This window comes from Halomonas cibimaris (genome assembly GCF_039537045.1).
Classification (GTDB): Bacteria; Pseudomonadota; Gammaproteobacteria; order Pseudomonadales; family Halomonadaceae; genus Vreelandella; species Vreelandella cibimaris.
The window spans coordinates 1-22560 of record NZ_BAAAZT010000072.1; the positions used below are offsets into that span (position 1 = coordinate 1).

Sequence of the window (22560 nt, forward strand, 5' to 3'; positions counted from 1 at the left end):
GCCTGGCGGCGCACACGGCGCTGGAGCAACTGTTTGCCGGTGAGGTGCCTGCCTTCATGCGAGAGGACGAGCTGGATCAGGCAGCATGAGCTAAATAGTTACAATTGCCGATGAAAAAACGCTGGGAGCAAGTGCAGCACAGCATGGAAGCGCTGAAGCAAGCGCTGAGCCAGGCAGGCGTCAGGGCCACGGTCGCATGCCGCCAGCTGTATCACGACCGTGAAGAAGTGACGGTGCACGTGCGGCTGCTGGATTGAGCCTTTTGCTGCAGTCAAGATAAGTGATAAATGAGGTAGCCATGACCTACGATGCCGATAGCCTGCCAAGCCGCGATGCTCTGCTGGATACCAGCGGGCTATATTGCCCTGAACCGATCATGCTGATGCATAATCAAGTTCGTGATATGGCCCCGGGAGAGATACTGGAGGTCGTCGCTACCGATCCGGCAACGACGCGGGATGTGCCCAAATTCTGTCAGTTTCTCGGCCATGAGCTGCTGGCTCAGCACACGGCCGGAGACGTCTATCGCTACTTTATATGCCTTGCCGGCTGAATGAGCCTTGCGGCTGGCTGGCTGGTTGGCTGCGGCGCGCCGCTGATTTTTCAGCCGTTTTCAGACGGCACCATCATCAGCGCCAGCGCTTCAAGCGTTGCCGGGTCTTCTTCCATGATGCGCTGGGCAATATGGCGCTGAAAAAAGTACAGCCGCGGATGGCGTGAGCGCGCGTTGTACAGGCAGGCGTCACCGATGCGTACCGGCGTCAGCGTGGCTTTTTCCTCGTCGGCAAGCAGCGCATCAATGCTGCCGTCGCTGTAAAGCGACCAGCCATGTACCAGTCGCATCTGCCAGGGCGCTCTGGGCGTGTCCATACACAGAGCGTACGTTCCTTGAGTATCGGGAAGCTGCTGAATGAGGGTGACCTCGCGCGAGGTTTCATACTCAAAGTAGGTGGCCGCGGCCAGCAGCTCGTCGTATTTGTGCTCCGGCGGTTTGGTAAAGATTTCTTCGGTTTCCGAATCGCGATAGCCGACAAAGCGGCCGTTTTCTTCACTGTTGATCTGGGGGCAGGGCGTGAGCGCTGCCATCCACGGAACCAGGCCGTCGACGCTGCCGTCCTGGTGAAGCCCCCATGCCAGCACGGGAATGCTATAGCAGGTGTGCGCATCGGCGTCGAGCTGGTAGAGCATTTCCAGCCCGTCGAGTTCTGGCGCCAGACGTACCAGCTGCTTTTGTGCCTGATAGCGCCGGCGTACCGTTTCCAGATCGATGACCTGGGCAGAGCGAGATGACAAGGATGCGCCCATGGTGTCCCTCCTGATGCTGCATGGCCTCGATACGGCAAGATGCCACAGTGTTGCCGTTTGCCCCATCAATAGCACAGCTTGCACGCAAGGTTAAGTGCCGAGTGGCGCCATGGCTTGCCTACTGATCACGGCAGGTGCCGGCGATGAAGCGTACGGCGCGATGCTCCATCAGCGCTGCCTGAAAAGACATCCAGGGTGCGCGGGGATTGTCCTGGGATAGCCAGCGGTAGCGGTAGGCCGCCATGGCCGGCGGGGCTGTAAGGGGCAGACTGTCGAACAGCGCATTGACGGCCGATAGCCACTGTGCGGTTTTTCGCTGTGCGGCCTCGACGGGTGCCGGCCGCCAGGCCGGCAGGCAGCGGCCGATCGGCGCGCTATGCAAAGCAGCAGTGGCTTCATGCAAGCGCTGGGTAGCCAGCATTAATGTGCGCAATACCTGAGCGGTGAGCGGGCGGGCGCGCAGGGTCTTGAGCCGCTGTTCCAGATCGCTGGAATTTTGCACCCAGCTTCGGCTGAACTGATGACGCACCATGCGCGTCAGGTAACCAAGCGCCTGCAGGTCGGGCTGGATGTCCACGTCGGTGAACGCTATCGGCGTACTGGCGCGGGAAAAGCTTTTTTCCCATTCCGAGGAGTCAAACAGTGCGTTCCAGCTGACGAAGGGGAGTTGGCGGGTTTTGGTCAGCGTGAGTCGGCGTAGCCGCTGGCGATCATCGTCGGCAAGCTCGTCAGGCACCGACGTGTTCCAGCAGCCGCTGAGGCGCTGCCATAGCGTACGCTCATAAAGCCACTGCTGGCTGGGCGGTGCAACGCGCCCGAGCTGATTATTGCGGCCGGCGACCAGTGAAACAATGCGGCATGCCCGCAGCGCATAGATATCCAGCAGCCCCTCGCGGGTTTCTTCAATATCGAAAAGGCGATCATCGCGCTTGGGCAGCTTGCCGATATTGGCCGGCGCCGAGCGGGTAATAGGCGCAACATCGAGCGTTTGCTCAAGCGTGCGGTGATACTCGACCCAGCGTCTTTCCGCCTCGCCGTCGCTGCAGCCGGCGAGCAGCAGCGCCGCCGCCGGGAGGGCTATGCGGTAAGCTTTCAGGCGCGGGCTTATCATGTGACGGGCTCCTGCCGGGCCCGGAGGCGGCGGCTAACGGCTTGCAGCCGCCAGCCCAGCAATATAGCGGCCGTACTAAGCCCGGCGATCAGCCCTAGCCAGTAGCCGTGCACCCCCAGCGGGCCGGTAAGGGAGCCTGCCCCTTGGGTACCCAGCCAGTGCCCGCCGCCAAGGCCGACGCACCAGTACGACAGTACGGTAATCAGCATCACGATGCGGGTATCTTTGTAGCCGCGCAGCGCGCCGGCCAGATTCGCCTGTAGCGAATCCGATACCTGGTAAAACACCGCCAGCGTCAGCAGTGACGCGGCCAGCCGCTGCACCTCCGGATTGGCGGTATACAATGAAATGACCCACGTACCCGCTGTCCACAGCAGGGTGCTGTTAATCGCGGCGACCACCAGGCTAATGGCGATACCGTTACCGGCGACGAGCCGCGCCAGATCCGGGCGATTCTGCCCTAGCGTGTTGCCTACGCGAATCGTCAGCGCCATGCTCAACGACAGCGGCAGCATGAACAAAATGCCGGTAAAGCTGAACGCTACCTGGTGCGCGGCCACCGTGATTTCGCCCAGGCTGGCGATAAACAGCGCAATCAGCGTAAACAGCGTGACTTCAACGAAAATGGCGATGCCGATCGGCAAACCGACCACAGTCAGTTCGCGTAGCCCGCTCGCCTGGGGCCGGGTCATGCGCTGCCACAGGTTGACCGGTGCATAGGCGCGGCCGCGGGAGGTATAAAACGCCATGGCCAGCGCCATCGTCCACATGGAAACGGCAGTGGCAATGCCGCAGCCAAAAGCGCCAAGGCTGGGCAGCTGCTGCAAGACATCGGGCACGTTATTGCCCAGCAGGGCTGTCAGGCCATCACCGCCGTAGATGAGCAGGTAGTTGCTGGGAATATTCACGCCCAGCCCGATCAGGCTGATCCAAAGCGCCGGGCGGGTGTGATTCATGCCGTCGGAGAACGCTCGCAGAGCCTGGAACAAGGCCACCCCGGGCATGCCGAAAGCAAGCGCCGACAGATAGGCCGACGAGGCGCTGGCAACTTCCCGGGGTACCTCCATCAGCGCGAAAACCGGCGTAACGGTCAGCCACAAAAGCCCGGCAGAGGCTGCGCCGAGCACTAGCGCCACCCATAGCGCCTGGTGGACCGCCGGGCGTATATCGGCGTGTCGCTGCCCGCCGAGCAGCTGAGCGACGATCGGCGTGAGTCCCATCAGCGTACCGGTCATGAACAGCATCAGCGGCATCCACAGGCTGGAGCCCACCGATACCGCTGCCAGCGCCGTGGCGTTTAGGCGCCCGGTCATCATGATATCGACCACGCTCATGCTGCCCTGGGCGAGCTGGGCGCCGCAGATGGGCAGGGCCAGGCTTGCCAGCAGGCGGGTTTCAGGCCAATAGCGTGTTTTCCAGCGAAAGGTAAGATGGCCCAAAGCGGCCTCCTTCAAGGCGTGAGTGACAGTCTGAACGACGTTATACTGCCCGCATTGGTATTCTCTGCAAGGAGTCAACGTGGAAGCAGCAGCGAAAAAGGCAGATGACGCGCGCTGGACGCTGGATGATATAACCGCTTTGTTTGACGGCGTATTTGCCGCGACCTACCAAACTCGTCTGATTCGCGGCGGCGATGAGCCGATCTATCTGCCGGCCGATGGCGATACTGCGTATCATCGCGTGATCTTTGCCCGGGGCTTTTACGCCAGCGCCCTGCACGAAATCAGCCACTGGTGCATTGCCGGTGCGTCACGCCGACAGCGTGAAGACTACGGCTATTGGTACCTGCCCGACGGCCGCGACGCCAAACAGCAGCGAGCGTTCGAGCAGGCAGAAGTGGCCCCGCAGGCGCTGGAATCGCTGTTTGCCGCGGCCTGCGGCCGCGCGTTTAACGTTAGCGTCGATAACCTGGACGGCGACGCCGAGGTTGATCGCCATGCCTTTGCGCAAAAGGTGCAGCAAAGAGCCGATCGCTATCTCGCTGACGGGCTGCCCCTTCGGGCCAGGGCGTTTCGCGAAGCCCTGCACTGCTACTACCAAACCGCTGCAAGCCTGGAGCAGGCCTGCGCTACCGGGCGGGGCGTGCTCGCTTAGTGCTCCACAAGGCGCTGGTGCAGATGCAGCATGGCCTGAATCTCGTGCTCGGGGCGCATGGGTTCAAGGCCCAGCTCATTGAAGGTCTCCCCGCGCCGGTGCTGCCACACCCCGGGCCCGACGGCATCGTAGAGCACCTCGGCCGGTGCCAGCTCGACAAAGGGATCAAGCCCGTAGGTATCGAAAAGGCGTGCCAGCGCCTGGTCTTCCTCGCCGCTGCCGTTGGTGTATAGCGTGGCGTTGAAGTGATCATTTTCCAGCTCACGGATCACGTCCAGCGGGCTTACGCCCAGACTTTCCAGCTCTTCCATGCTGTAGTCTCCGGTAATGCTGGATTCCTCGTTTAGCCAGCTGTCGTCGGGCTGAATCAAGGTGTGCTTGACGCGCCCGTCAGGGAGTGACCAGGCAATGGCCAGCGGCAAGCCGTCATCGCTTGCCGTTTCCAGCGCGATAAATCCCGGAATATCGTTCATGTGGTCGTCTCTTTGATCGGTCGTTTCTTTGATCGGTCGGTTCACGCCGGCAGGCGAAAAAACGCGGTGGCCGTTCGAGTCGTTGCCTCGGCGAGCGCGGCTTCGTCCATATCGCGCCAGTAGGCAATTTCACGCACGATCCACGGCAGCAAGGCCGGTTCGTGACGCCGCCCCTTGAGCTTCGCCGGCAGGTTGCGCGGCAGCAGATACGGGCAGTCGGTTTCCACCATCAGCCGCTCAAGCGCAATGTCGCCTACCAGCTCGCGCAGGTGATGCCCGCGGCGCTCATCGCACAGCCAGCCGGTCAAGCCGATGTGCAGGTCCAGATCCAGATAGCCGTAGAGGGTGTCTTTATCTGCGGTAAAGCAGTGCACCACGGCATGGCCGATATCGTCGCGCCAGCTTGTGAGCATCTCGCGCATGCGGGTTCCGGCGTCACGTTCGTGGATAAATAGCGGCAGGCCGTGCTCGGCGGCAAGGGCAAGCTGGGCTTCGAAGGCGTGCTCCTGCTCTGCCGGGGTTGAAAAGTTGCGGTTGAAATCCAGCCCGCATTCGCCTACTGCAACAACGCCCGGATGCGAGTACAGGGCGGCCATGTGCCCGGCAAGCGAGGCGTTCCAGCCGCTGGCATCGTGGGGGTGCACGCCGGCGGTGGCGTATAGCCCCGCATGACGTTCAGACAGCGCAGCGGCCTGGCGGGCGTGCTCAAGATCCGTGCCGGTTAAAATCAGCGTGTTTACGTTGGCTGCCCGAGCCCGGGCCAGCACGGCGTCAAGATCATCGGCAAAGCTTTGATGGGTCAGGTTCGCCCCGATATCCACCAGCGGTGCCGGCGAGCGAAACTGCAGCGCCTCGGGCAGCGCGCCGTCGGATGCTGGCACGTTGTCAAAAGATGCGTCGGCCACGTGGAGCTCCTGAGTCACAGCAAATAGACATGATACATCGCCTTAGTATAACGCTTGGCGGTGAAGGCGACGATACCGCCACCTGCGCGGCTGCATACGTTACACTATTGCTTTGCAACATGAGGAGAAAAGCGTGACCTTGTTACGACTCGAACAGCTACAGCTGGCTTATGGCACCCAGGTTTTGTTGGACAGCGCCGACTTGACCATTGAGAAAGGCGAGCGCCTGGCGCTGGTCGGGCGTAACGGCACGGGGAAGTCGACGCTGTTAAAGCTTGTTGCCGGCGAGCTTCAGCCTGACGGCGGTACGATCTGGCGGGCCCCGGGGCTTAAGATCGGCGTGCTGGCCCAGGAGTTGCCGGACTCATCGGGCATGACGATTTTTGACGTAGTGGCGCAAGGCCTGCCCGAGGCCGGGGAACTTCTGTCTGAATATCATCACCTGATTCACGCCGCCGAGCCGGACATGGACCGCATGGCCACGCTGCAAACCCGCATCGAGGCCATTGACGGCTGGTCGTTTCATCAGCGTATCGATGTGATTTTAACGCGGCTGGGCCTGCCGCCCGAAGCCGAGATGAACGCGCTGTCCGGCGGCTGGCGCCGGCGCGTGGCGTTGGCGCGTGCCCTGGTGGCCGAGCCGGATCTTTTGCTTCTCGACGAGCCCACCAACCATCTGGATCTGGACACCATCGCCTGGCTGGAAGAGCAGCTTTTGGCGTTCAACGGCGCGGTGCTGCTGATTACCCACGACAGGGCGTTTCTTTCGCGGCTGGCGACCCACGTGCTGGAGCTGGATCGCGGCAAGCTGGGGCGCTATCCGGGCAGCTATACGGCCTATCAGGAGCGCAAGCAGCACGAGCTGGAGGTCGAGGCGCGGGAAAACGCCGAGTTCGACAAAAAGCTTGCCCAGGAAGAAACCTGGATACGCCAGGGCATCAAGGCGCGGCGCACCCGCAACGAAGGCCGCGTGCGGGCGCTTGAGCAAATGCGCGCCGAACGCGGCCAGCGCCGTGAACGTCAGGGCACGGCCAATCTCACCGTGGACCGCGGTGAGCGCACCGGCAAACGCGTCATGGAGCTGGCCCACGTTACCCACGGCTACGGCGCCGATCCTTTGATCGATGATTTCAGCCTGGAAGTGCAGCGGGGCGACCGTATCGGCTTTCTGGGGCGCAACGGTGCGGGCAAGACCACCTTGTTAAAAATCATGCTTGGCGAGCTGGCCCCTGATGCCGGAACCGTCCGGCTGGGTACCAATCTGAACGTGGCCTACTTTGACCAGCTGCGTGCCGGGCTTGAGCTGGAAGAAACTGTCTACAACAACGTCGCTCAGGGCAGCGATCGGGTGTCGGTCGGCGGCAAGGATCGCCACGTGATGAGCTATCTGCAGGATTTCCTGTTCAGTCCGGCGCGCGCCCGCCAGCCGGTCAAGGCGCTGTCCGGCGGCGAATCCAATCGCCTTTTATTGGCCAAGCTGTTTACTCAGCCGGCCAACGTGCTGGTGCTCGACGAGCCCACCAACGATCTGGATATGGAAACCCTGGAGCTTCTTGAAGAGCTGCTGCTGGACTTTGACGGCACGCTATTGCTGGTGTCCCACGATCGGACCTTCATGGACAATGTAGTTACCAGCGTGCTGGCGTTTGAAGGCGAAGGCCAGGTGCGTGAATACGTCGGCGGCTACACCGACTGGGTGCGCCAGGGCGGCACGTTACCGCCGGCGCCCTGGGATGGCGCGGCCCGCCAGCAGGCCGAACCCACGCGCAAGGCCGAGCCCGCCCCGGCAAAAAAGCCCGCAGCGCCGGCGAAAAAGGCGGTGAAGCTATCGTATAAAATCCAGCGAGAGCTGGACGGCTTGCCCGCCGAGATTGAACGGCTGGAAGGGCAGGTTGAAGCCCTGGAGCAAAGCGTAGGCGACCCGGCGTTTTATCAGCGGCCTGCAGGCGAAGTAGAGCAAAAGCTTAAAGAACTTGGCGACGCGCAAGAAGCGCTGGAAGCGGTTATGGAGCGGTGGATGGAGCTTGAGGCGATGACAGAAAACGCTGAGTAGCAGGCAAGCTCAGCCGGGCATGAGCGCGTGAGGCAGAGCCGGACGAGATAAAGCCAAACAGGATAGAGCCAAAAGGATAGGGCCACACAAGATAGAGCCAAACAAGGAAGGCAGAACACAAAAGGCGCCAACAAGGCGCCTTTTGCTTTGCGAGATTGCCCGGCGGGCCTTTACTCTTCGCTTTTTTCGCCTTTTTGCCCTACGCGTACGGCGAGCACATCGCACTGAGCGCCGTGCAGTACGCCGGTCGACGTAGAGCCCAGCAGCAGGGCAAAGCCGTGGCGCCCGTGGGAACCCACGACGATCAGGTCGACGTTGTGGTCGTCGGCAAAACGGTGGATTTCGGTATCGGGCATGCCGACCACTACGTGCTGATTCACTTCGTCCACGTGCGGGGCGGCAATTTCGCCTAGCCGCTTTTTGGCGTGGTCGTCAAGCTGATCCTGAATGCTGGTCAGATCCATGGGAATATCGCCGCCGTAGGCAAAGCCCAGCGGCTCCAGGGTATGCATGATGGAAATTTTGGCATGGTCGTTGCGCTCGGCAACGGCCATGGCGCGTTCCAGCACCTTGTGCGAATCTTTGGTTAAATCGACCGCCACCAGAATATGGTGATAGCTCATATTATCCCTCCAACATAGTGAAATAGCGCAGCTAACAAACCCCGCCTTCACTCTAGGCCGGCATGCGCGATTTAACAACGGATAGCGCAGGAAAACAGGAGCTTGAGCATGAAATGGTTGATTATTGTGGCCGCTGTGATGATGGCGATCTCGCCGGTCATGTGGCTAAAGCCCAGCCCGCGACAGCGTCAACGCGACCGGCTGCGTGAACTGGCGCGCCAGTACGACGTCAAGGTCGAACGCCGCGAGGCGCCGCTGCTTCTGGTAAAAGACGACATGCCCGCGTATCGGCTGCGCTACCCCGGTGACCGGCCAGGCCCGGATTTCACGCTGGTGCGCGATGCCGTGGCAAGCCAGGACCTGGCACGTTACACCGACGGCTGGCGCTTTCGCATCGCACCGTTGCGCCCTTTGCCCAGGGATGCGCAGCAACAGCTCGCCGAGATGGTCAGCGCTTTGCCCGACGACGTCTGGGTGGTGGAATCCAATCAAGCGGCGCTGACGCTTTGGTGGTGGGAATCATCCACGGCAGAGGCGCTTTCCCCGGCGCTGAAGGCGGCGGCAGCGCTGCGGGATACGCTGTGCGGCCATGCCGATCATCCCGGCGTCAGCCCCTTGCGCGCGCCGGCCATGCCGGAAAAGTCAGGCTAGTGCGCGGTGGATTGCTCGCGTTCTTGAAGCGTCAGGCCGTTGGTTTCAATAATGGCCAGCCAGCGGTCCAGCTGCGCGATATCGTCATCGCTGAGCCCGCACAGCATTTCCTGGCGCGCCTCATCGGCCACGCGGCCGATCTTGTCGATCAGCGGCATGGCGTCTGCGGTCAGGTAGATACGCTTGGTGCGCCGGTCGCTTTCGCAGGCGCGGCGCTCAATGAGCCCTTGCTGTTCCAGCTGACCCAGGGTGCGCACAAGCGACGGTGCTTCAACGCCGATGGCGCGGGCCAGCTCGCACTGGGGCTGGCCGTCGCCCATGCGCCATAGATGGTAGAGAGTAACCCAGCGTGTCTGAGTGAGCCCCAGCGGTGCCAGGCGGCGATCGAGAATCGAGCGCCAAAGATGCGGAAGACGAGCGATGCGAAAACCAAGTGACGTAGCCATGAATGCCATACTGTTAGTGAAAAGACGTTCCGTAAAAAGCGCATGGATGCGAAGAGCGTGGATGCAACAGCCTGAATGAATAAGCCTGAATGAAAAAGCTTGAATGAACAGGGGCAGGTGAAAAAGAAACGGCCCTTCGGGAAGAAAAAATCTATTGTCAGGAATTGTCAACCCGGCAATGGCGGAATGCAAGATATCGAAGCGTCTGGCTTGTGGGCGTGCAGCGAATAGACGAGGCTTGACGAGGCCTCGGGTCTGCCCCAGGCTTGAGCGATAAAACGGCCGTATGAATCTAACTTTGTGGAGCAGCGCGGATGATCTATCAAGGCAATGCCGTCACAGTGGCACGCGATAGCGACGATATCGCGACCCTTACCTTTGACGCCCGGGAAAAATCGGTCAACGCACTTTCCAGCGCGACTGTTAAAGAGCTGGGTGAAGCGGTGGCTGCGCTGCAAAAGCAGAACGGGCTGGAGGGCCTGGTGCTGGCAAGCGCCAAGGGCGTGTTCATCGTCGGTGCGGACATCACCGAGTTTCCCGCCCTGTTCGAGAAAGGCGAAGACTATCTGGTTGAGATGAACCTGAACATCCACGAGATTTTCAACGCCATCGAAGATTTTCCCTTTCCTACCGTGGCGGCGATCAACGGGCTGGCGCTGGGCGGCGGCCTTGAAGTGACGCTGGCGGCGGATTTTCGCGTGATGGCAGACACCGCCAAAATCGGCCTGCCCGAAACCAGGCTGGGCATTGTGCCCGGCTGGGGCGGCTGCGTGCGTCTGCCGCGCATTATCGGCGCGGACAATGCCATTGAATGGATTGCCGGCGGCACGCAAAACAGCGCCGAAGACGCGCTGAAGATGGGCGCGGTAGACGCCGTGGTGCCCGGCAGTGAGCTGGCTGATGCGGCTCGCACCCTGATCAAGCGCGCCGCTGCCGGCGAGCTTGATACCCAGGCCCGGCGGGCGGAGAAGGCCGGCCCGCTCAAGCTCAACGCCAGCGAGCAGATGCTGGCCTTTGAAACCGCCAAGGGCTATGTGGCCGGCAAGGCCGGGCCGCACTATCCCGCGCCGATGGAGGCCGTTCGCGTCATCCAGAAAGGCGCCGGCGAAACCCGGGAGCGCGCCCAGCGCATCGAGGCCGAGGCGTTTGCCAGGCTGGCGCTGACCGACGTGGCGTTCAACCTGGTGGGCCTGTTCATGAACGATCAGGCGGTCAAGAAAAAGGCCGGCGGCTACGCCAAGCAGGCCGATAAAATCGAACAGGCGGCGGTGCTGGGCGCGGGCATCATGGGCGGCGGCATCGCCTACCAGAGTGCTTCCAAGGGCACGCCGATTGTGATGAAGGACATCCAGGCCGACGCCGTGGAGCTGGGGCTGAAAGAGGCGCGCAAGCTGTTCAACAAGCAGGTCGAGCGCAAAAAGCTCACCGCTGCGCAAATGGCCGAGCGGCTGAGCTATATCCGCCCGACGCTTTCCTACGGCGACTTCGGCGATGTGGATCTGGTCGTCGAAGCCGTGGTGGAAAATCCCAAAGTGAAAGGCGCGGTGCTGGCCGAGGTAGAAGCCGAGGTCAGCGACGACACGATGCTGGCCTCCAACACCTCGACGATTTCCATTACCCGGCTGGCGGAAAATCTCAAGCGGCCCGAGCAGCTCTGCGGCATGCACTTTTTCAATCCGGTGCACCGGATGCCGCTGGTGGAGGTCATCCGCGGGGAGAAAACCTCCGACGCCGCCGTGGCCGCCACCGTGGCCTACGCCCAGGCCATGGGCAAAACGCCGATTGTGGTCAACGACTGCCCGGGCTTTTTGGTCAACCGCGTGCTGTTTCCGTACTTCGGCGGCTTTAGCCTGCTGGTAGAGCAGGGCGTGGACTTCGCCCGTATCGACAAGGTCATGGAAAAATTCGGCTGGCCCATGGGCCCGGCTTACCTGCTGGACGTGGTGGGCATGGATACCGCCGTGCACGCCCTGCACGTCATGGCCGAAGGCTTCCCCGAGCGCATGGCGCGGGACAGCAAAACCGCCATTGAGGTCATGTATGACCACGACCGGCTGGGGCAGAAAAACGCCAAGGGCTTCTATGCCTACGAAGAAGACAGGAAGGGCAAGCCGCAAAAGGTCAGCGACGATGCCGTGCCGGGACTGCTGGAGCCGGCAGTGAAGGGGCAGGCAGAGCGCTCCGATGAAGAGATTATCGCCCGGATGATGGTGCCGCTGTGCATGGAAACCGTGCGCTGCCTGGAAGACGGCATCGTTGATTCGCCGGCCGAGGCCGACATGGCGCTGATTTACGGCATCGGTTTTCCGCCGTTTCGCGGCGGCGCGCTGCGCTACATCGACGCGCTGGGCGTGGCCGAGTTCGTCAAGCTGGCGGACAGCCTCGCCGATGAGCTGGGGCCGCTCTACGCGCCCACCGACAGGCTGCGTCGGATGGCCGACAGCAACGCCCGCTTTTACGACGCCGCCGAATAAGCCGCCGCGCAGAGGAGAGCAAAGATGAGTGTCAATCCGAGAGACATCGTGGTGGTCGACGCCGTGCGCACCCCCATGGCCCGGGCCAAAAACGGCGCGTTTCGCCACGTCCGCGCCGAAAACCTGTCGGCCGCGGCCATGCAGGCGCTGTTTGCGCGCAACGCCGGCCTCAATCCTGCCGAGGTGGACGACGTGATCTGGGGCTGCGTCAACCAGACCCAGGAACAGGCGATGAACATTGCCCGCAACGCCGCCATCATGACCGGCATGCCGCGCAGCGTACCGGCGCAAACCGTCAACCGGCTGTGCGGCTCGTCCATGAGCGCGCTGCACATCGCTAGCGCCAACATCCGCGCGGGCATGGGTGACATGTACCTGATCGGCGGGGTGGAGCACATGGAGCACGTGCCCATGACCCACGGCGTCGACGTCAACCCGGCGGCGAGCAAGTACGCCGCCAAGGCCGCGATGATGATGGGCCTGACCGCGGAGCTTCTGGGCAAGATGCACGGCGTCAGCCGCGAGGAGCAGGACAAATTCGGCGTGCGCTCTCATCAGCGGGCTCAGGCGGCCATGGAGCAGGGGCTTTTTGATAACGAAATTATCGGCATCGAAGGCCACGACGCCGACGGCGTCAAGGCGCTGATCAAGACCGACGAAGTCATCCGCGCCGATGCCAACCTCGACGACATGGCCAAGCTCAAGCCCGCCTTTGATCCCAGGGGCGGCACGGTGACCGCCGGCACTTCATCGGCGCTTTCCGTAGGTGCCTCGGCCATGATGGTAATGAGCTACGAGCGCGCCCGGGCGCTGGGGCTTGAACCCATGGCCCGGGTGGTTTCCACCGGAGTGGCCGGCTGCGACGCCTCGATCATGGGCTACGGCCCGGTGCCGGCAAGCCAAAAAGCGTTGAAAGCGGCGGGGCTCACGGCGCAGGATATTCAAGCCGTAGAGCTCAACGAGGCCTTTGCCGCCCAGAGCATTCCGGTGCTGAAGGATCTGGGCTTTCTCGACGCCATGGACGACAAGGTCAATCTCCACGGCGGGGCGATTGCCCTGGGCCATCCGCTGGGCTGCTCCGGGGCGCGCATTGCCACCACGCTTTTGAACGTGATGCAAAGCCGCGACGCTACCCACGGTCTTGCTACCATGTGTATCGGCATGGGGCAGGGCGTGGCCACGGTGTTTGAGCGCCTGAAATAAGCGCGCCGTCAGGGGCCGTTGCGCGAAGTAAAAAACCAGAATGAAGTAAAAAAGCAAAGCGAAGTAAAAAGCCAGAGTGAAGTGAAACGTGAAGTAAAACAGGAGGATATATGGCATTTGTTCCGTCTGCGCTGAAGGTCACCAGCCCTGCGTTTGGTTACCATGGCGCGATCCCGCAAAAGCATTCCGGCGAAGGCGAAGACCTCTCTCCGGCACTTGCCTGGGAGAAACCGCCTGAAGGCACCCAGGGCTTTGCCGTGATCTGCCACGATCCGGACGCGCCGCTGATACAGCACGGCACCTACGGCTTTGTGCACTGGCTTTTGTATAACCTGCCGGCGGATACGCTAAGCCTTGATGAAAATACCCGGGCGGGCACTGCGGGCAAAAACGACGCCGGCAACGTCGGGTATAACGGCCCTATGCCCCCGGAAGGCCACGGCAAGCACCACTACTACTTTTGGGTGCTGGCGCTGGACTGCCAGGCCTCGCTGCCCGAAGGCCTGACCCAGATCGAGCTGCTCAAGGAGCTGGAACCGCATCTGCTGGGCATGAGCCGGCTGATCGGCACCTATAAACGCGGCGACTGATACCAGACTGCGGCCTTTGTCAGGGCTACCCGCCGGCACGCGTGCCGGCGGGTTTTTTTGTGCAGGCGATATCAGCTGACCGCGGGGCTGGCCAATAAATAAAAACGATTGTCGTTATTGTTGCTAACTTCATCAAACGTGCCGGTAAGTGAGCGGGTCGGTCGTATATTTGTTGCTCGGGCTTCACAATGCCCGCATACAGGACTAAAATGGTCCCCAATTCGACGCCAGCGGGGCAGCGCTACCGCCGGCGACAGGGAGGCGCCATGCTCAAGCTTTCGCGATTGACCGATTACGCCGCCGTGGTCATGGCACAGATTGCCCGCTACCCGAACCGAGCGCATCCGGCCATAGATCTGGCCGAGGCTGTGACGCTGCCGGTACCTACGGTACGCAAAACGCTCAAGATGCTGGTGCGCGCCGGGCTTTTAACGTCAATACGCGGCGCCCAGGGCGGCTATCAGCTGGCGCGGCCGGCCTCGCAGATCACCGCCGCTGACATTATTGCCGCCATTGAAGGCCCGGTGGCCATGACCGAATGCAGCCAGGCAGAAGGGGACTGCGAGCTTCTCGACACCTGCGGCGTGGCGGATAACTGGCAGCGGGTATCGCTTGCCATCCGCACGCTGCTGGAAAGCGTCACGCTTGCGCACCTGGCGGATACTGCACCGCTCAAGCTTCCGGTACGCCTGCCTATTCAAAGTATCAGCTTATCGGCGGCCACGGCCTAGTGCCGCCTTCATTTACCAGGCGAGCAGGCCTCGCCGCCCAACTGCCCGGAGGGTACCCCCATGGCAACTGAAGAAATGGAACAGTTGGTTCGTCGCGAATACAAGGACGGTTTCGTCACCGACATTGAAAGCGACACGCTTGCGCCGGGGCTGGACGAGAACACCATCGCCTTTATCTCGCAAAAAAAAGGCGAGCCCGAGTGGATGCTTGAGTGGCGCCTGGACGCCTATCGCCAGTGGCTGAAAATGAAAGAGCCGTCCTGGGCGCACTTGAACTACCCGCCCATCGACTATCAGGCCATTTCCTACTTCAGCGCGCCCAAGCGGCCGGAAGATCGCCCGCAGAGCCTTGACGAAGTCGACCCCAAGCTTTTGGAAACCTACGAGAAGCTGGGTATTCCGCTGCACGAGCGTGCCGCTCTTGCCGGCGTGGCGGTCGATGCGGTGTTTGACTCCGAGTCCGTGATCACCACGTTCAAAAAAGAGCTGGGCGAGGCCGGGGTGATTTTCTGCTCCATTTCCGAGGCAGTGCAGGAATATCCCGAGCTGGTCAAAGCCTACCTCGGCACGGTGGTGCCCAAAAACGACAACTACTTCGCTGCGCTCAACTCGGCGGTATTTACCGACGGCTCTTTTGTGTTTGTGCCCAAGGGCGTGAAGTGCCCCATGGAGCTTTCCACCTATTTTCGCATCAACCAGGAAAATACCGGGCAGTTCGAACGCACGCTGATTATCTGTGAAGACCGTGCCGAGGTGTCCTATCTGGAAGGCTGCACCGCCCCCCAGCGCGATGAAAACCAGCTGCACGCAGCGGTGGTCGAGCTGGTGGCGCTGGACGACGCCTACATCAAATACTCCACGGTGCAGAACTGGTACCCGGGTGATGAAAACGGCGTGGGCGGTATCTACAACTTCGTCACCAAGCGCGGCGACTGCCGCGGCGAGCGCTCGCGCATCAGCTGGACCCAGGTGGAAACCGGCTCGGCGATTACCTGGAAATATCCGTCGTGCATGCTGCGCGGTAAAGACAGCATCGGCGAGTTCTACTCCGTGGCCGTCACCGGCGGCCGCCAGCAGGCCGACACCGGCACCAAGATGGTGCACATCGGCGAGGGCACGCGCTCCTACATTGTGGCCAAGGGGATTTCCGCGGGCCGAAGCGATCAGTCCTATCGCGGTCTGGTCAAGATCGGCCCCCGGGCGAAGGGCGCGCGCAACTTTACCCAGTGCGATTCGCTGTTGATCGGCGATACCTGCGGCGCCCACACCTTCCCCTATCAGGAAATCAACAACAGCACAGCCACCGTCGAACATGAGGCGACCACCTCGAAAATCGGCGAAGACCAGCTGTTTTACTGCCAGAGCCGGGGCATTTCCGAAGAGGACGCGGTCAGCATGATCGTCAACGGCTTTTGCAAGGACGTCTTTCAGGAGCTGCCCATGGAATTTGCCGTGGAAGCCGAGGCGCTGCTCAACGTCACCCTGGAAGGCGCGGTGGGCTAACGCCTCAACGCAACGCGCAGCCGGACGGCGAAACGTCCGGTTTCAAGGTCATCTGTTTTTAAAAGGTATCCGCATGCTTGAAGTCAACGATCTGCACGTCACGGTTGAGGGCAACGAAATTCTCAAGGGCCTGACGCTCACCATCAACGCCGGTGAAGTTCACGCCATCATGGGCCCCAACGGCGCGGGCAAGTCCACGCTTTCCGCGGTGATTGCGGGTAAGGACGGCTACGAGGTCACTCAAGGCACGATCCACTATGACGGCCGGAACGTGCTGGAAATGGAGATCGAAGACCGCGCCCGGGCCGGGCTGCTGCTGGGCTTTCAGTACCCGGTGGAAATTCCGGGGGTGAAAAACATCTACCTGCTCAAGGCCGCGCTCAACGCTCAGCGGGCGGCCCAGGGCCAGGGTGAAATCCCCGCACCCGAGTTCATGAAGCTGATCAAAGAAAAGATCGCCTACATGCAAATGGATGCGAGCTTTCTGCAGCGCGCGGTCAACGAAGGGTTCTCCGGCGGCGAGAAAAAGCGCAACGAAATTCTACAGATGCTGGTGCTGCAGCCGCGCCTGGCGATGCTCGACGAGATCGACTCGGGGCTGGATATCGACGCGATGCGCGTGGTGGCCGAAGGGGTCAACAGCCTGCGCGATGACAACCGCGCGATTCTGCTGGTCACCCACTACCAGCGCCTGCTCGACTATGTAGTGCCTGACTGCGTGCACGTGCTGGTGGACGGGCGCATCGTCAAAAGCGGCAACGCCGAGCTTGCCCGCGAGCTCGAAGCCAACGGCTATGAAGGAATCGAGGAGTCAGCGGCATGAGCGATACGCTAACTTTTCTGGAGACGTTCAAGACGCGAGATGCCAAGCGCAGTCCAGAGCCTAGCTGGGTGGCGGCCCGCCGCCAGGCCGGCGCGGCGCGCTTTGAGGCCATGGGCTTTCCTACCCGCCGGGACGAAGAGTGGAAATATACCAACGTGCGCGGCATTGCCCAGGGCCACTTTGCGCTGGCCGATAACGGCCATTTTTCTCCGGCCGCTGCAGCAGCGCTTACGCTGCCCGTTGACGCCTATCGGCTGACCTTTGTTGACGGCGTGTTTGCCGCGGCGCTGTCCGACGTTCAAGATCTGCCGCAAGGGGTGGAAGTGCTGCCGCTTTCCCAGGCGCTTGAAGACAATCACGAAGCCGTGGGCGGCCCGCTTGGCCGGCTGACCGGCGTGGAGTTTTCCGCCTTTTCCGCGCTGAACACCGCCTTTATGGAAGAAGGGGCGGTCGTTCGCCTGGCCGCCGGCTGCGTAGTGGAAAAGCCCATCGTGCTGCAGTTTTTATCCCGGGAAAACGCCGAGCCGACCATGTGCCACCCGCGCGTGCTGGTTGAGGCGGCAGGACGCAGCGAGGCGACGCTCGTCGAGCATCACGCCGGCGACGCCGAGGCGAAAAACTTCACCAATATCGCAAGCGAGCTGTTTTTAGGCCGCGGGGCGATACTGACCCACTACAAGCTGCAGGAAGCCCCGCTGGGGGATTACCACGTTGCCAGTATTCACGTGGAGCAGCAGCGCGACAGCCGCTATGTGTCGCATAACCTGGATTTGGGCGGTGCGCTGGTGCGCAACGACCTGATCAGCGATCTTAACGGCAAAGGCGCCGAGGCGACCTTTAACGGCCTGTTTTTCGGCCAGGGCCGCCAGCACGTGGATAATCACACCAAGGTCAATCACAATGCGCCGCTGACGTTTTCCAACGAAAACTACAAGGGGATTCTTGACGACCGTGCCCATGGCGTGTTCAACGGCCGGGTGTACGTCAAGCGCGACAGCCAGCAGATCGAGGGCTTTCAGAGCAACCAGAACCTGCTGCTCTCCGACCGGGCACACATTGATGCCAAGCCGGAACTGGAGATCTATGCCGACGACGTCAAGTGCTCTCACGGCACAACAACCGGCCAGCTGGATGAAGATGCCGTTTTCGCGCTGCGCTCCCGGGGATTGGATGAGCAAACGGCCCGGGGGCTTTTGACCCTGGCTTTTGCCGGCGAAGTTCTTGAAGAGGTTGCCCTGGACGCCATTGCCGAGCGGGTTGAGCTGGCCGTGGCCGGTAAACTGCCCGAGCGCTTTAATCTGGTGGGGCTGGTGGAGGCCTCTTCGGCGCTAGGCGACTGACAAGCCGCCCAACGTCGGATATAACGATGATGGCGCGGGCTTTGCCGGCCGGTGCCAGGATACAAGGCCGCGGCGCCAACGCCGCGGCCGCAGACAAAGGAGCGCCGCATGTCCCAGAGTATCGCTGATGCCGCGCCGGCATCCGCCCCTTCGCTGGATGTCGCCCGGCTGCGCGACGCGTTTCCCATACTCAAGCGTCAGGTGCACGGCAAAACGCTGGTGTATCTGGACAATGCGGCCACCAGCCAGACCCCGCAGCCGGTGATTGACGTATTCGACGACTATTATCGTCGTTATAACGCCAATATTCACCGCGGGCTGCATACCCTGGCCGATGAAGCCACGGCAGCGTTTGAGGGCACCCGGGAAACCGTGCGCGGCTTTTTGAACGCCGCAGATGCCCGGCAGATCGTTTTCACCCGCGGCACCACCGAGGCCATCAATCTGGTGGCCCAGAGCTGGGGGCGCGCCAACCTGGCCCCCGGTGATGAAGTGCTGGTGTCGATGCTTGAGCACCATTCCAACATTGTGCCCTGGCAGCTGCTGGCCCGGGAAATCGGCTTTACGCTCAAGGTCATCCCGGTAGACGATGACGGCGCACTGGACCTGGCCGCCTACGCTGCGCTTGTCAGCGAGCGCACCCGGCTGGTGGCGGTCAACCATGTTTCCAACGCGTTCGGCACGGTAAATCCCGTGGCCGAAATGGCGGCCACAGCGCACCGGGTCGGCGCGCGGATTCTGGTCGACGGTGCCCAGGCCGTTCCCCATCAGCCGGTAGACGTGCAGGCCATTGACGCCGATTTCTACGCTTTTTCCGGGCACAAGGTCTATGGCCCGACAGGGGTGGGCGTGCTGTACGGCAAGCGCGAGCTTCTGGAAGCCATGCCGCCCTGGCAGGGCGGCGGCGAGATGATCGCCACGGTCTCGTTTTCCGGCTCGACGTTTGCCGACATTCCGCACAAGTTCGAGGCCGGCACCCCGGCGATTGCCGAAGTGATTGCGCTGGGCCGCGCCCTTGAGTGGGTGCAAGGCGTGGGTCTGGCCGCCATCGGCCAGTGGGAACAGGCGCTGCTTGCGCATGCCACCCAAGGTGTCCGTCGGATCGACGGGCTGCGTATTCTGGGGACCGCGCCGGGCAAAGCCGGCGTGCTGTCGTTTGTGGTGGACGGCGCCCATTCCCAGGATATCGGCCTTCTGATCGACCAGCTGGGCGTGGCGATTCGCACCGGGCACCACTGCGCTCAGCCGCTGCTGCATCATTTCGGTGTGGACGCCACCTGCCGGGCTTCCTTTGCGGCGTACAATACCCTGGAGGAAGTGGATACCTTTGTTGCCGCGCTTGAGCGCGTTATCGGCATGTTACGTTAAGGAAGGCTATGGATATCGAGCAGATTGCCGGGCTGGAAAACGGCCAGATGCTGCCTCTGCAGCGCGACGTAGACGCCATTGCCATTCCCTTCGGCAATACCGTGCGCCTGGAAGAAGACAGCGTGGTCAGCGTGATGCAGGCCAAGGGCAGCTCGGTCAGCGTGGGGTTTGAAGGCCGAATGTACCTGATTGAAGGCCGCCATCTTGATGCGCTGGGCCTGGAGGCGCTGCCGCGCCCGACGCTTGCCGAAGATGCCGATGACCAGGCCGTGGAAGCCTTCGTCTGGGAGCAGCTGCGCACCTGTTTTGACCCGGAAATACCGGTCAATATCGTCGAGCTCGGGCTGGTGTACGGCTGCCGCTTCGAGCGGCTGATTACCGGCGAGCTGATGGTGACCATTCGCATGACGCTAACCGCGCCGGGCTGCGGTATGGGGGAGGTGATTGCCGCCGATGCGCGCAACAAAATCCTGGGTGCGCCGCAAATTGACAAGGTGCATACCGAAATCGTCTTCAGTCCGCCCTGGAGCCGGGAAATGATGAGTGACGAGGCCAAGCTTGAGCTGGGCATGTTTTAATTGCTGTTGGCAATGTGCTAGATGATGCAGCGGCTGCTTGGCGGTATCAAGCAGCTATTGATGCTGCTGGGCGCGCTGTTGCTGATCGCCGTACTGCTGATCGTGGCGGGCAATATCTGGGTGCTGGCGCGCAGCGCACCCTACATTGACACAGACGTAAAGCGCTGCCGGCCCGCCCCGGTGGGCGTGGTGTTCGGTACGGCCAGCTGGACACGCACCGGCGTGCGCAACCCGCATTTTATTGCCCGCATGCATACGGCCGCCCGGCTGATAAAAAACGGCCGGGTTCAGCATCTTCTGCTGTCAGGGGATAACCGCACCCAGGCGTACAATGAGCCTCGCGCCATGTGGCGCGCACTGAGCGCCAGAGGCGTGGCCGCCGAAAGGCTGACCATGGACTTTGCCGGCTTTAGCACCTTTGACACCCTGGCCCGCGCGCAGCGCGTGTTTCAGCTGAACAAGGCCACCTTGATTACCCAGCGCTGGCATCTGCCAAGAGCGATCTACATTGCCCGCGCCCGGGGGCTGAAGGTCACCGGCTGCGTGGCCGACGATGGCGCGGTGGCCGGGGAGTGGCGGCTAAAGCTGCGTGAAGGGTTGGCCCGAGTGGCGGCGCTGGGGGATCTATATCTCTGGGCGCGCGAGGCCTACTTTCTGGGGCCTGCCGAGCCGATTGCACGCAAGCTTGACGCTACCCTTTTGCCTGACGCCGCGCCTTTACCCGGCGACAATGCGTATATACCGACAAAAGTAAACGGCTCGGATGCGCCTGAAGCGCCGCCTGAGCCTGCGGCGCCTGCCGACCGGTGACGCAATAAAGGCGCTCAGCGCCGCGCCTTGCGTTTTTGCATCCCGTAAAGCTCGCGAATCAAGCGGCGACAGCCTTTCATGCACTCTTCCACGATCGGCTCGACCGGATCGGGCAGCGGGTGAGTGAAAAGCGTGGAAAGCGCCTGCATCAGCACTCTTTCCTGCTCCAGCAGTTCGTTGATCAATACTTGACTGTCGTTGCCCACGAAACTTTTCAGACGGCTCCACAGCCAGAGAAAGTCGTCACGCTCCACGTCGGCATCTCGCGGCAGCATTTTCAGGTACTGGCGCGCCAGGCGCTGCAGCTTGTGCATTTGCTGTAGCCGCTCTTCGTAAAGCGGTTTCAGGCTTTCGCGCAGCGAAGGGCGCAGGCGTTCGATATTATCCTGAAAATAGTCGATGCTGTCGGCCAGTGCTTCCAGTGCGCTGTCCATCGCCACCTGGCGATTATCGAGAAACATGAGCGTCTACCTCCTTCGGTGACGCAGATTGTGGCGGGGGCATTACGGTTTTGCCACCCCTCTGACGATTTATTTTTCACCGGGCCTGTCAGCCTTTTGGCCGAGTCGGCGCCTTGCGCCGCTGCGCGGCGTTTTTTTCGATGTGTTCAATGATCAGCCCGGCAATATCGCGTCCGGTTGCGCCTTCAATGCCGCGCAGCCCGGGGGACGAATTGACTTCCATGATGACAGGGCCGTGATGGGCGCGCAAAAGATCCACGCCGGCCACGCGCAGCCCCATGGCCTTGGCCGCGCGAATGGCGGTAGAGCGCTCTTCAGGGGTGATGCGAATAACGCTGGCGCTGCCGCCACGGTGAAGGTTGGAGCGAAATTCGCCGTCGGCGGCCTGGCGTTTCATCGCCGCGACCACCTTGTCACCCACCACCAGGCAGCGTATGTCCGCACCCTTGGCCTCGCGGATGTATTCTTGCACCATAATATCGGCTTTCATGCCCATGAAGGCCTGTATGACCGACTCTGCTGCCTGGTTGGTTTCAGCGAGGACGACCCCGATGCCCTGGGTGCCTTCCAGCAGCTTGATCACCAGCGGGGCACCTTTGACCATGGTGATCAGATCGGGAATGTCGTCCGGCGAGTGGGCAAAGCCGGTGACCGGAAGCCCAAGCCCTTTACGCGAAAGCAGCTGAAGCGAACGCAGCTTGTCACGGGAGCGGGTAATGGCGACGGAGTCGTTGAGCACGTATGTGCCCATCATTTCGAACTGACGCAGCACCGCGCAGCCGTAAAAGGTAATGGATGAGCCAATGCGGGGAATGACGGCGTCAAACGGCTCGATGTTATGCCCTTTGTAGTGGATAGAGGGGCGGTGCGAGGCAATGCTCATGTAGCAGCGCAGGGTGTCCACCACCCGGGCGCTGTGGCCCCGTGCTTCGGCGGCCTCAATCAGACGCCGGGTAGAATACAGATTGCGATTGCGCGACAGCAGGGCGATATGCATGCAGAGCTCCAGACCGGTTGA

Annotated in this window: 24 protein-coding genes; 15 read left to right on the top strand and 9 right to left on the bottom strand. The window is 61.8% G+C overall.

Going from position 1 to position 22560, the window contains the following annotated elements:
* Positions 1-110: 110 nt before the first annotated feature.
* Positions 111-257 carry a hypothetical protein gene (locus ABD654_RS08360; RefSeq protein ID WP_425552747.1) on the top strand — a complete coding sequence of 49 codons (147 nt, stop codon included), beginning with the start codon at positions 111-113 and terminating at the stop codon, positions 255-257.
* A 41-nt stretch (positions 258-298) separates the two neighbouring features.
* Positions 299-553 carry a sulfurtransferase TusA gene (gene tusA / locus ABD654_RS08365; protein WP_344704170.1) on the top strand — a complete coding sequence of 85 codons (255 nt, stop codon included), beginning with the start codon at positions 299-301 and terminating at the stop codon, positions 551-553.
* Positions 554-603: 50 nt separating this feature from the next.
* On the opposite strand, the gene ABD654_RS08370 is transcribed toward tusA, so the two are convergent.
* The 3 genes from ABD654_RS08370 to ABD654_RS08380 form a co-directional block, all read right to left on the bottom strand.
* On the bottom strand, positions 604-1305 hold the full coding sequence (locus ABD654_RS08370) for a hypothetical protein (RefSeq protein ID WP_344704172.1): 702 nt from the start codon (positions 1303-1305) through the stop codon (positions 604-606).
* Positions 1306-1423: 118 nt separating this feature from the next.
* Positions 1424-2416, bottom strand: coding sequence for a DUF3080 family protein (locus tag ABD654_RS08375; protein WP_344704174.1), 993 nt, complete (start codon positions 2414-2416; stop codon positions 1424-1426).
* Positions 2413-3855 (bottom strand): MATE family efflux transporter, encoded by a 1443-nt coding sequence (locus ABD654_RS08380; RefSeq protein WP_344704176.1) that lies wholly within the window; start codon positions 3853-3855, stop codon positions 2413-2415. Before ABD654_RS08380 ends, ABD654_RS08375 begins: the two co-directional genes overlap by 4 nt.
* A 79-nt stretch (positions 3856-3934) precedes the next feature.
* Between ABD654_RS08380 and ABD654_RS08385 the strand changes: the two genes are divergently transcribed.
* A complete protein-coding gene (locus ABD654_RS08385) occupies positions 3935-4510 on the top strand; it encodes an elongation factor P hydroxylase (RefSeq protein ID WP_344704178.1) in 576 nt (191 codons plus the stop codon).
* On the opposite strand, the gene ABD654_RS08390 is transcribed toward ABD654_RS08385, so the two are convergent.
* Entirely contained in the window at positions 4507-4983 is a 477-nt protein-coding gene (locus ABD654_RS08390) for a hypothetical protein (protein ID WP_344704180.1), read from the bottom strand. The two genes, ABD654_RS08385 and ABD654_RS08390, sit on opposite strands and share 4 nt — an antisense overlap.
* A gap of 41 nt (positions 4984-5024) precedes the next feature.
* Positions 5025-5888: a TatD family hydrolase gene (locus ABD654_RS08395; RefSeq protein WP_344704182.1), complete on the bottom strand. Its 864-nt coding sequence runs from the start codon at positions 5886-5888 to the stop codon at positions 5025-5027.
* A gap of 133 nt (positions 5889-6021) precedes the next feature.
* Here ABD654_RS08395 and ABD654_RS08400 point away from each other — a divergent pair, with 133 nt between their 5' ends.
* Positions 6022-7941 carry an ATP-binding cassette domain-containing protein gene (locus ABD654_RS08400; protein ID WP_344704184.1) on the top strand — a complete coding sequence of 640 codons (1920 nt, stop codon included), beginning with the start codon at positions 6022-6024 and terminating at the stop codon, positions 7939-7941.
* Between the two features lie 170 nt (positions 7942-8111).
* Here the strand turns inward: ABD654_RS08400 and ABD654_RS08405 are convergent, their stop codons facing one another.
* Complete coding sequence (locus ABD654_RS08405) at positions 8112-8564, bottom strand: universal stress protein (RefSeq protein ID WP_344704186.1); 453 nt, start codon at positions 8562-8564, stop codon at positions 8112-8114.
* 108 nt (positions 8565-8672) lie between these two features.
* On the opposite strand from ABD654_RS08405, the gene ABD654_RS08410 reads away from it, so the two are divergent.
* Positions 8673-9215, top strand: a complete 543-nt coding sequence (locus ABD654_RS08410) for a preprotein translocase subunit YajC (protein ID WP_344704188.1) — start codon at positions 8673-8675, stop codon at positions 9213-9215.
* Here ABD654_RS08410 and slyA read toward each other — a convergent pair.
* Positions 9212-9661, bottom strand: coding sequence for a transcriptional regulator SlyA (gene slyA / locus ABD654_RS08415; protein WP_344704191.1), 450 nt, complete (start codon positions 9659-9661; stop codon positions 9212-9214). The two genes, ABD654_RS08410 and slyA, sit on opposite strands and share 4 nt — an antisense overlap.
* A gap of 314 nt (positions 9662-9975) precedes the next feature.
* On the opposite strand from slyA, the gene fadB reads away from it, so the two are divergent.
* The 10 genes from fadB to ABD654_RS08465 all read left to right on the top strand — a co-directional run bounded on the left by fadB (position 9976) and on the right by ABD654_RS08465 (position 21081).
* Positions 9976-12135: a fatty acid oxidation complex subunit alpha FadB gene (gene fadB / locus ABD654_RS08420; protein ID WP_344704193.1), complete on the top strand. Its 2160-nt coding sequence runs from the start codon at positions 9976-9978 to the stop codon at positions 12133-12135.
* Between the two features lie 24 nt (positions 12136-12159).
* A complete protein-coding gene (fadA, locus tag ABD654_RS08425) occupies positions 12160-13338 on the top strand; it encodes an acetyl-CoA C-acyltransferase FadA (RefSeq protein ID WP_344704195.1) in 1179 nt (392 codons plus the stop codon).
* A 110-nt stretch (positions 13339-13448) separates the two neighbouring features.
* Positions 13449-13928 (top strand): YbhB/YbcL family Raf kinase inhibitor-like protein, encoded by a 480-nt coding sequence (locus tag ABD654_RS08430; protein ID WP_344704197.1) that lies wholly within the window; start codon positions 13449-13451, stop codon positions 13926-13928.
* Between the two features lie 266 nt (positions 13929-14194).
* Positions 14195-14659, top strand: a complete 465-nt coding sequence (locus ABD654_RS08435) for an SUF system Fe-S cluster assembly regulator (RefSeq protein WP_344704199.1) — start codon at positions 14195-14197, stop codon at positions 14657-14659.
* Between the two features lie 60 nt (positions 14660-14719).
* Positions 14720-16162: a Fe-S cluster assembly protein SufB gene (gene sufB, locus ABD654_RS08440; protein ID WP_344704201.1), complete on the top strand. Its 1443-nt coding sequence runs from the start codon at positions 14720-14722 to the stop codon at positions 16160-16162.
* 73 nt (positions 16163-16235) lie between these two features.
* A complete protein-coding gene (gene sufC / locus ABD654_RS08445; protein WP_344704203.1) occupies positions 16236-16985 on the top strand; it encodes a Fe-S cluster assembly ATPase SufC in 750 nt (249 codons plus the stop codon).
* Positions 16982-18325, top strand: a complete 1344-nt coding sequence (gene sufD, locus ABD654_RS08450; protein WP_344704205.1) for a Fe-S cluster assembly protein SufD — start codon at positions 16982-16984, stop codon at positions 18323-18325. Before sufC ends, sufD begins: the two co-directional genes overlap by 4 nt.
* Positions 18326-18433: 108 nt before the next feature.
* Positions 18434-19693 (top strand): SufS family cysteine desulfurase, encoded by a 1260-nt coding sequence (locus ABD654_RS08455; RefSeq protein ID WP_344704207.1) that lies wholly within the window; start codon positions 18434-18436, stop codon positions 19691-19693.
* 8 nt (positions 19694-19701) lie between these two features.
* Positions 19702-20271, top strand: coding sequence for a putative Fe-S cluster assembly protein SufT (gene sufT / locus ABD654_RS08460; protein WP_344704209.1), 570 nt, complete (start codon positions 19702-19704; stop codon positions 20269-20271).
* A gap of 21 nt (positions 20272-20292) precedes the next feature.
* The gene (locus tag ABD654_RS08465) at positions 20293-21081 is read left to right on the top strand and encodes a SanA/YdcF family protein (RefSeq protein WP_344704211.1); all 789 of its coding nucleotides are present in this window, start codon (positions 20293-20295) and stop codon (positions 21079-21081) included.
* Between the two features lie 14 nt (positions 21082-21095).
* Here the strand turns inward: ABD654_RS08465 and ABD654_RS08470 are convergent, their stop codons facing one another.
* Both ABD654_RS08470 and rimK read right to left on the bottom strand, forming a co-directional pair.
* On the bottom strand, positions 21096-21542 hold the full coding sequence (locus tag ABD654_RS08470; RefSeq protein ID WP_344704213.1) for a hypothetical protein: 447 nt from the start codon (positions 21540-21542) through the stop codon (positions 21096-21098).
* Between the two features lie 88 nt (positions 21543-21630).
* Positions 21631-22539 carry a 30S ribosomal protein S6--L-glutamate ligase gene (gene rimK, locus ABD654_RS08475; protein WP_344704215.1) on the bottom strand — a complete coding sequence of 303 codons (909 nt, stop codon included), beginning with the start codon at positions 22537-22539 and terminating at the stop codon, positions 21631-21633.
* Positions 22540-22560: the final 21 nt, after the last annotated feature.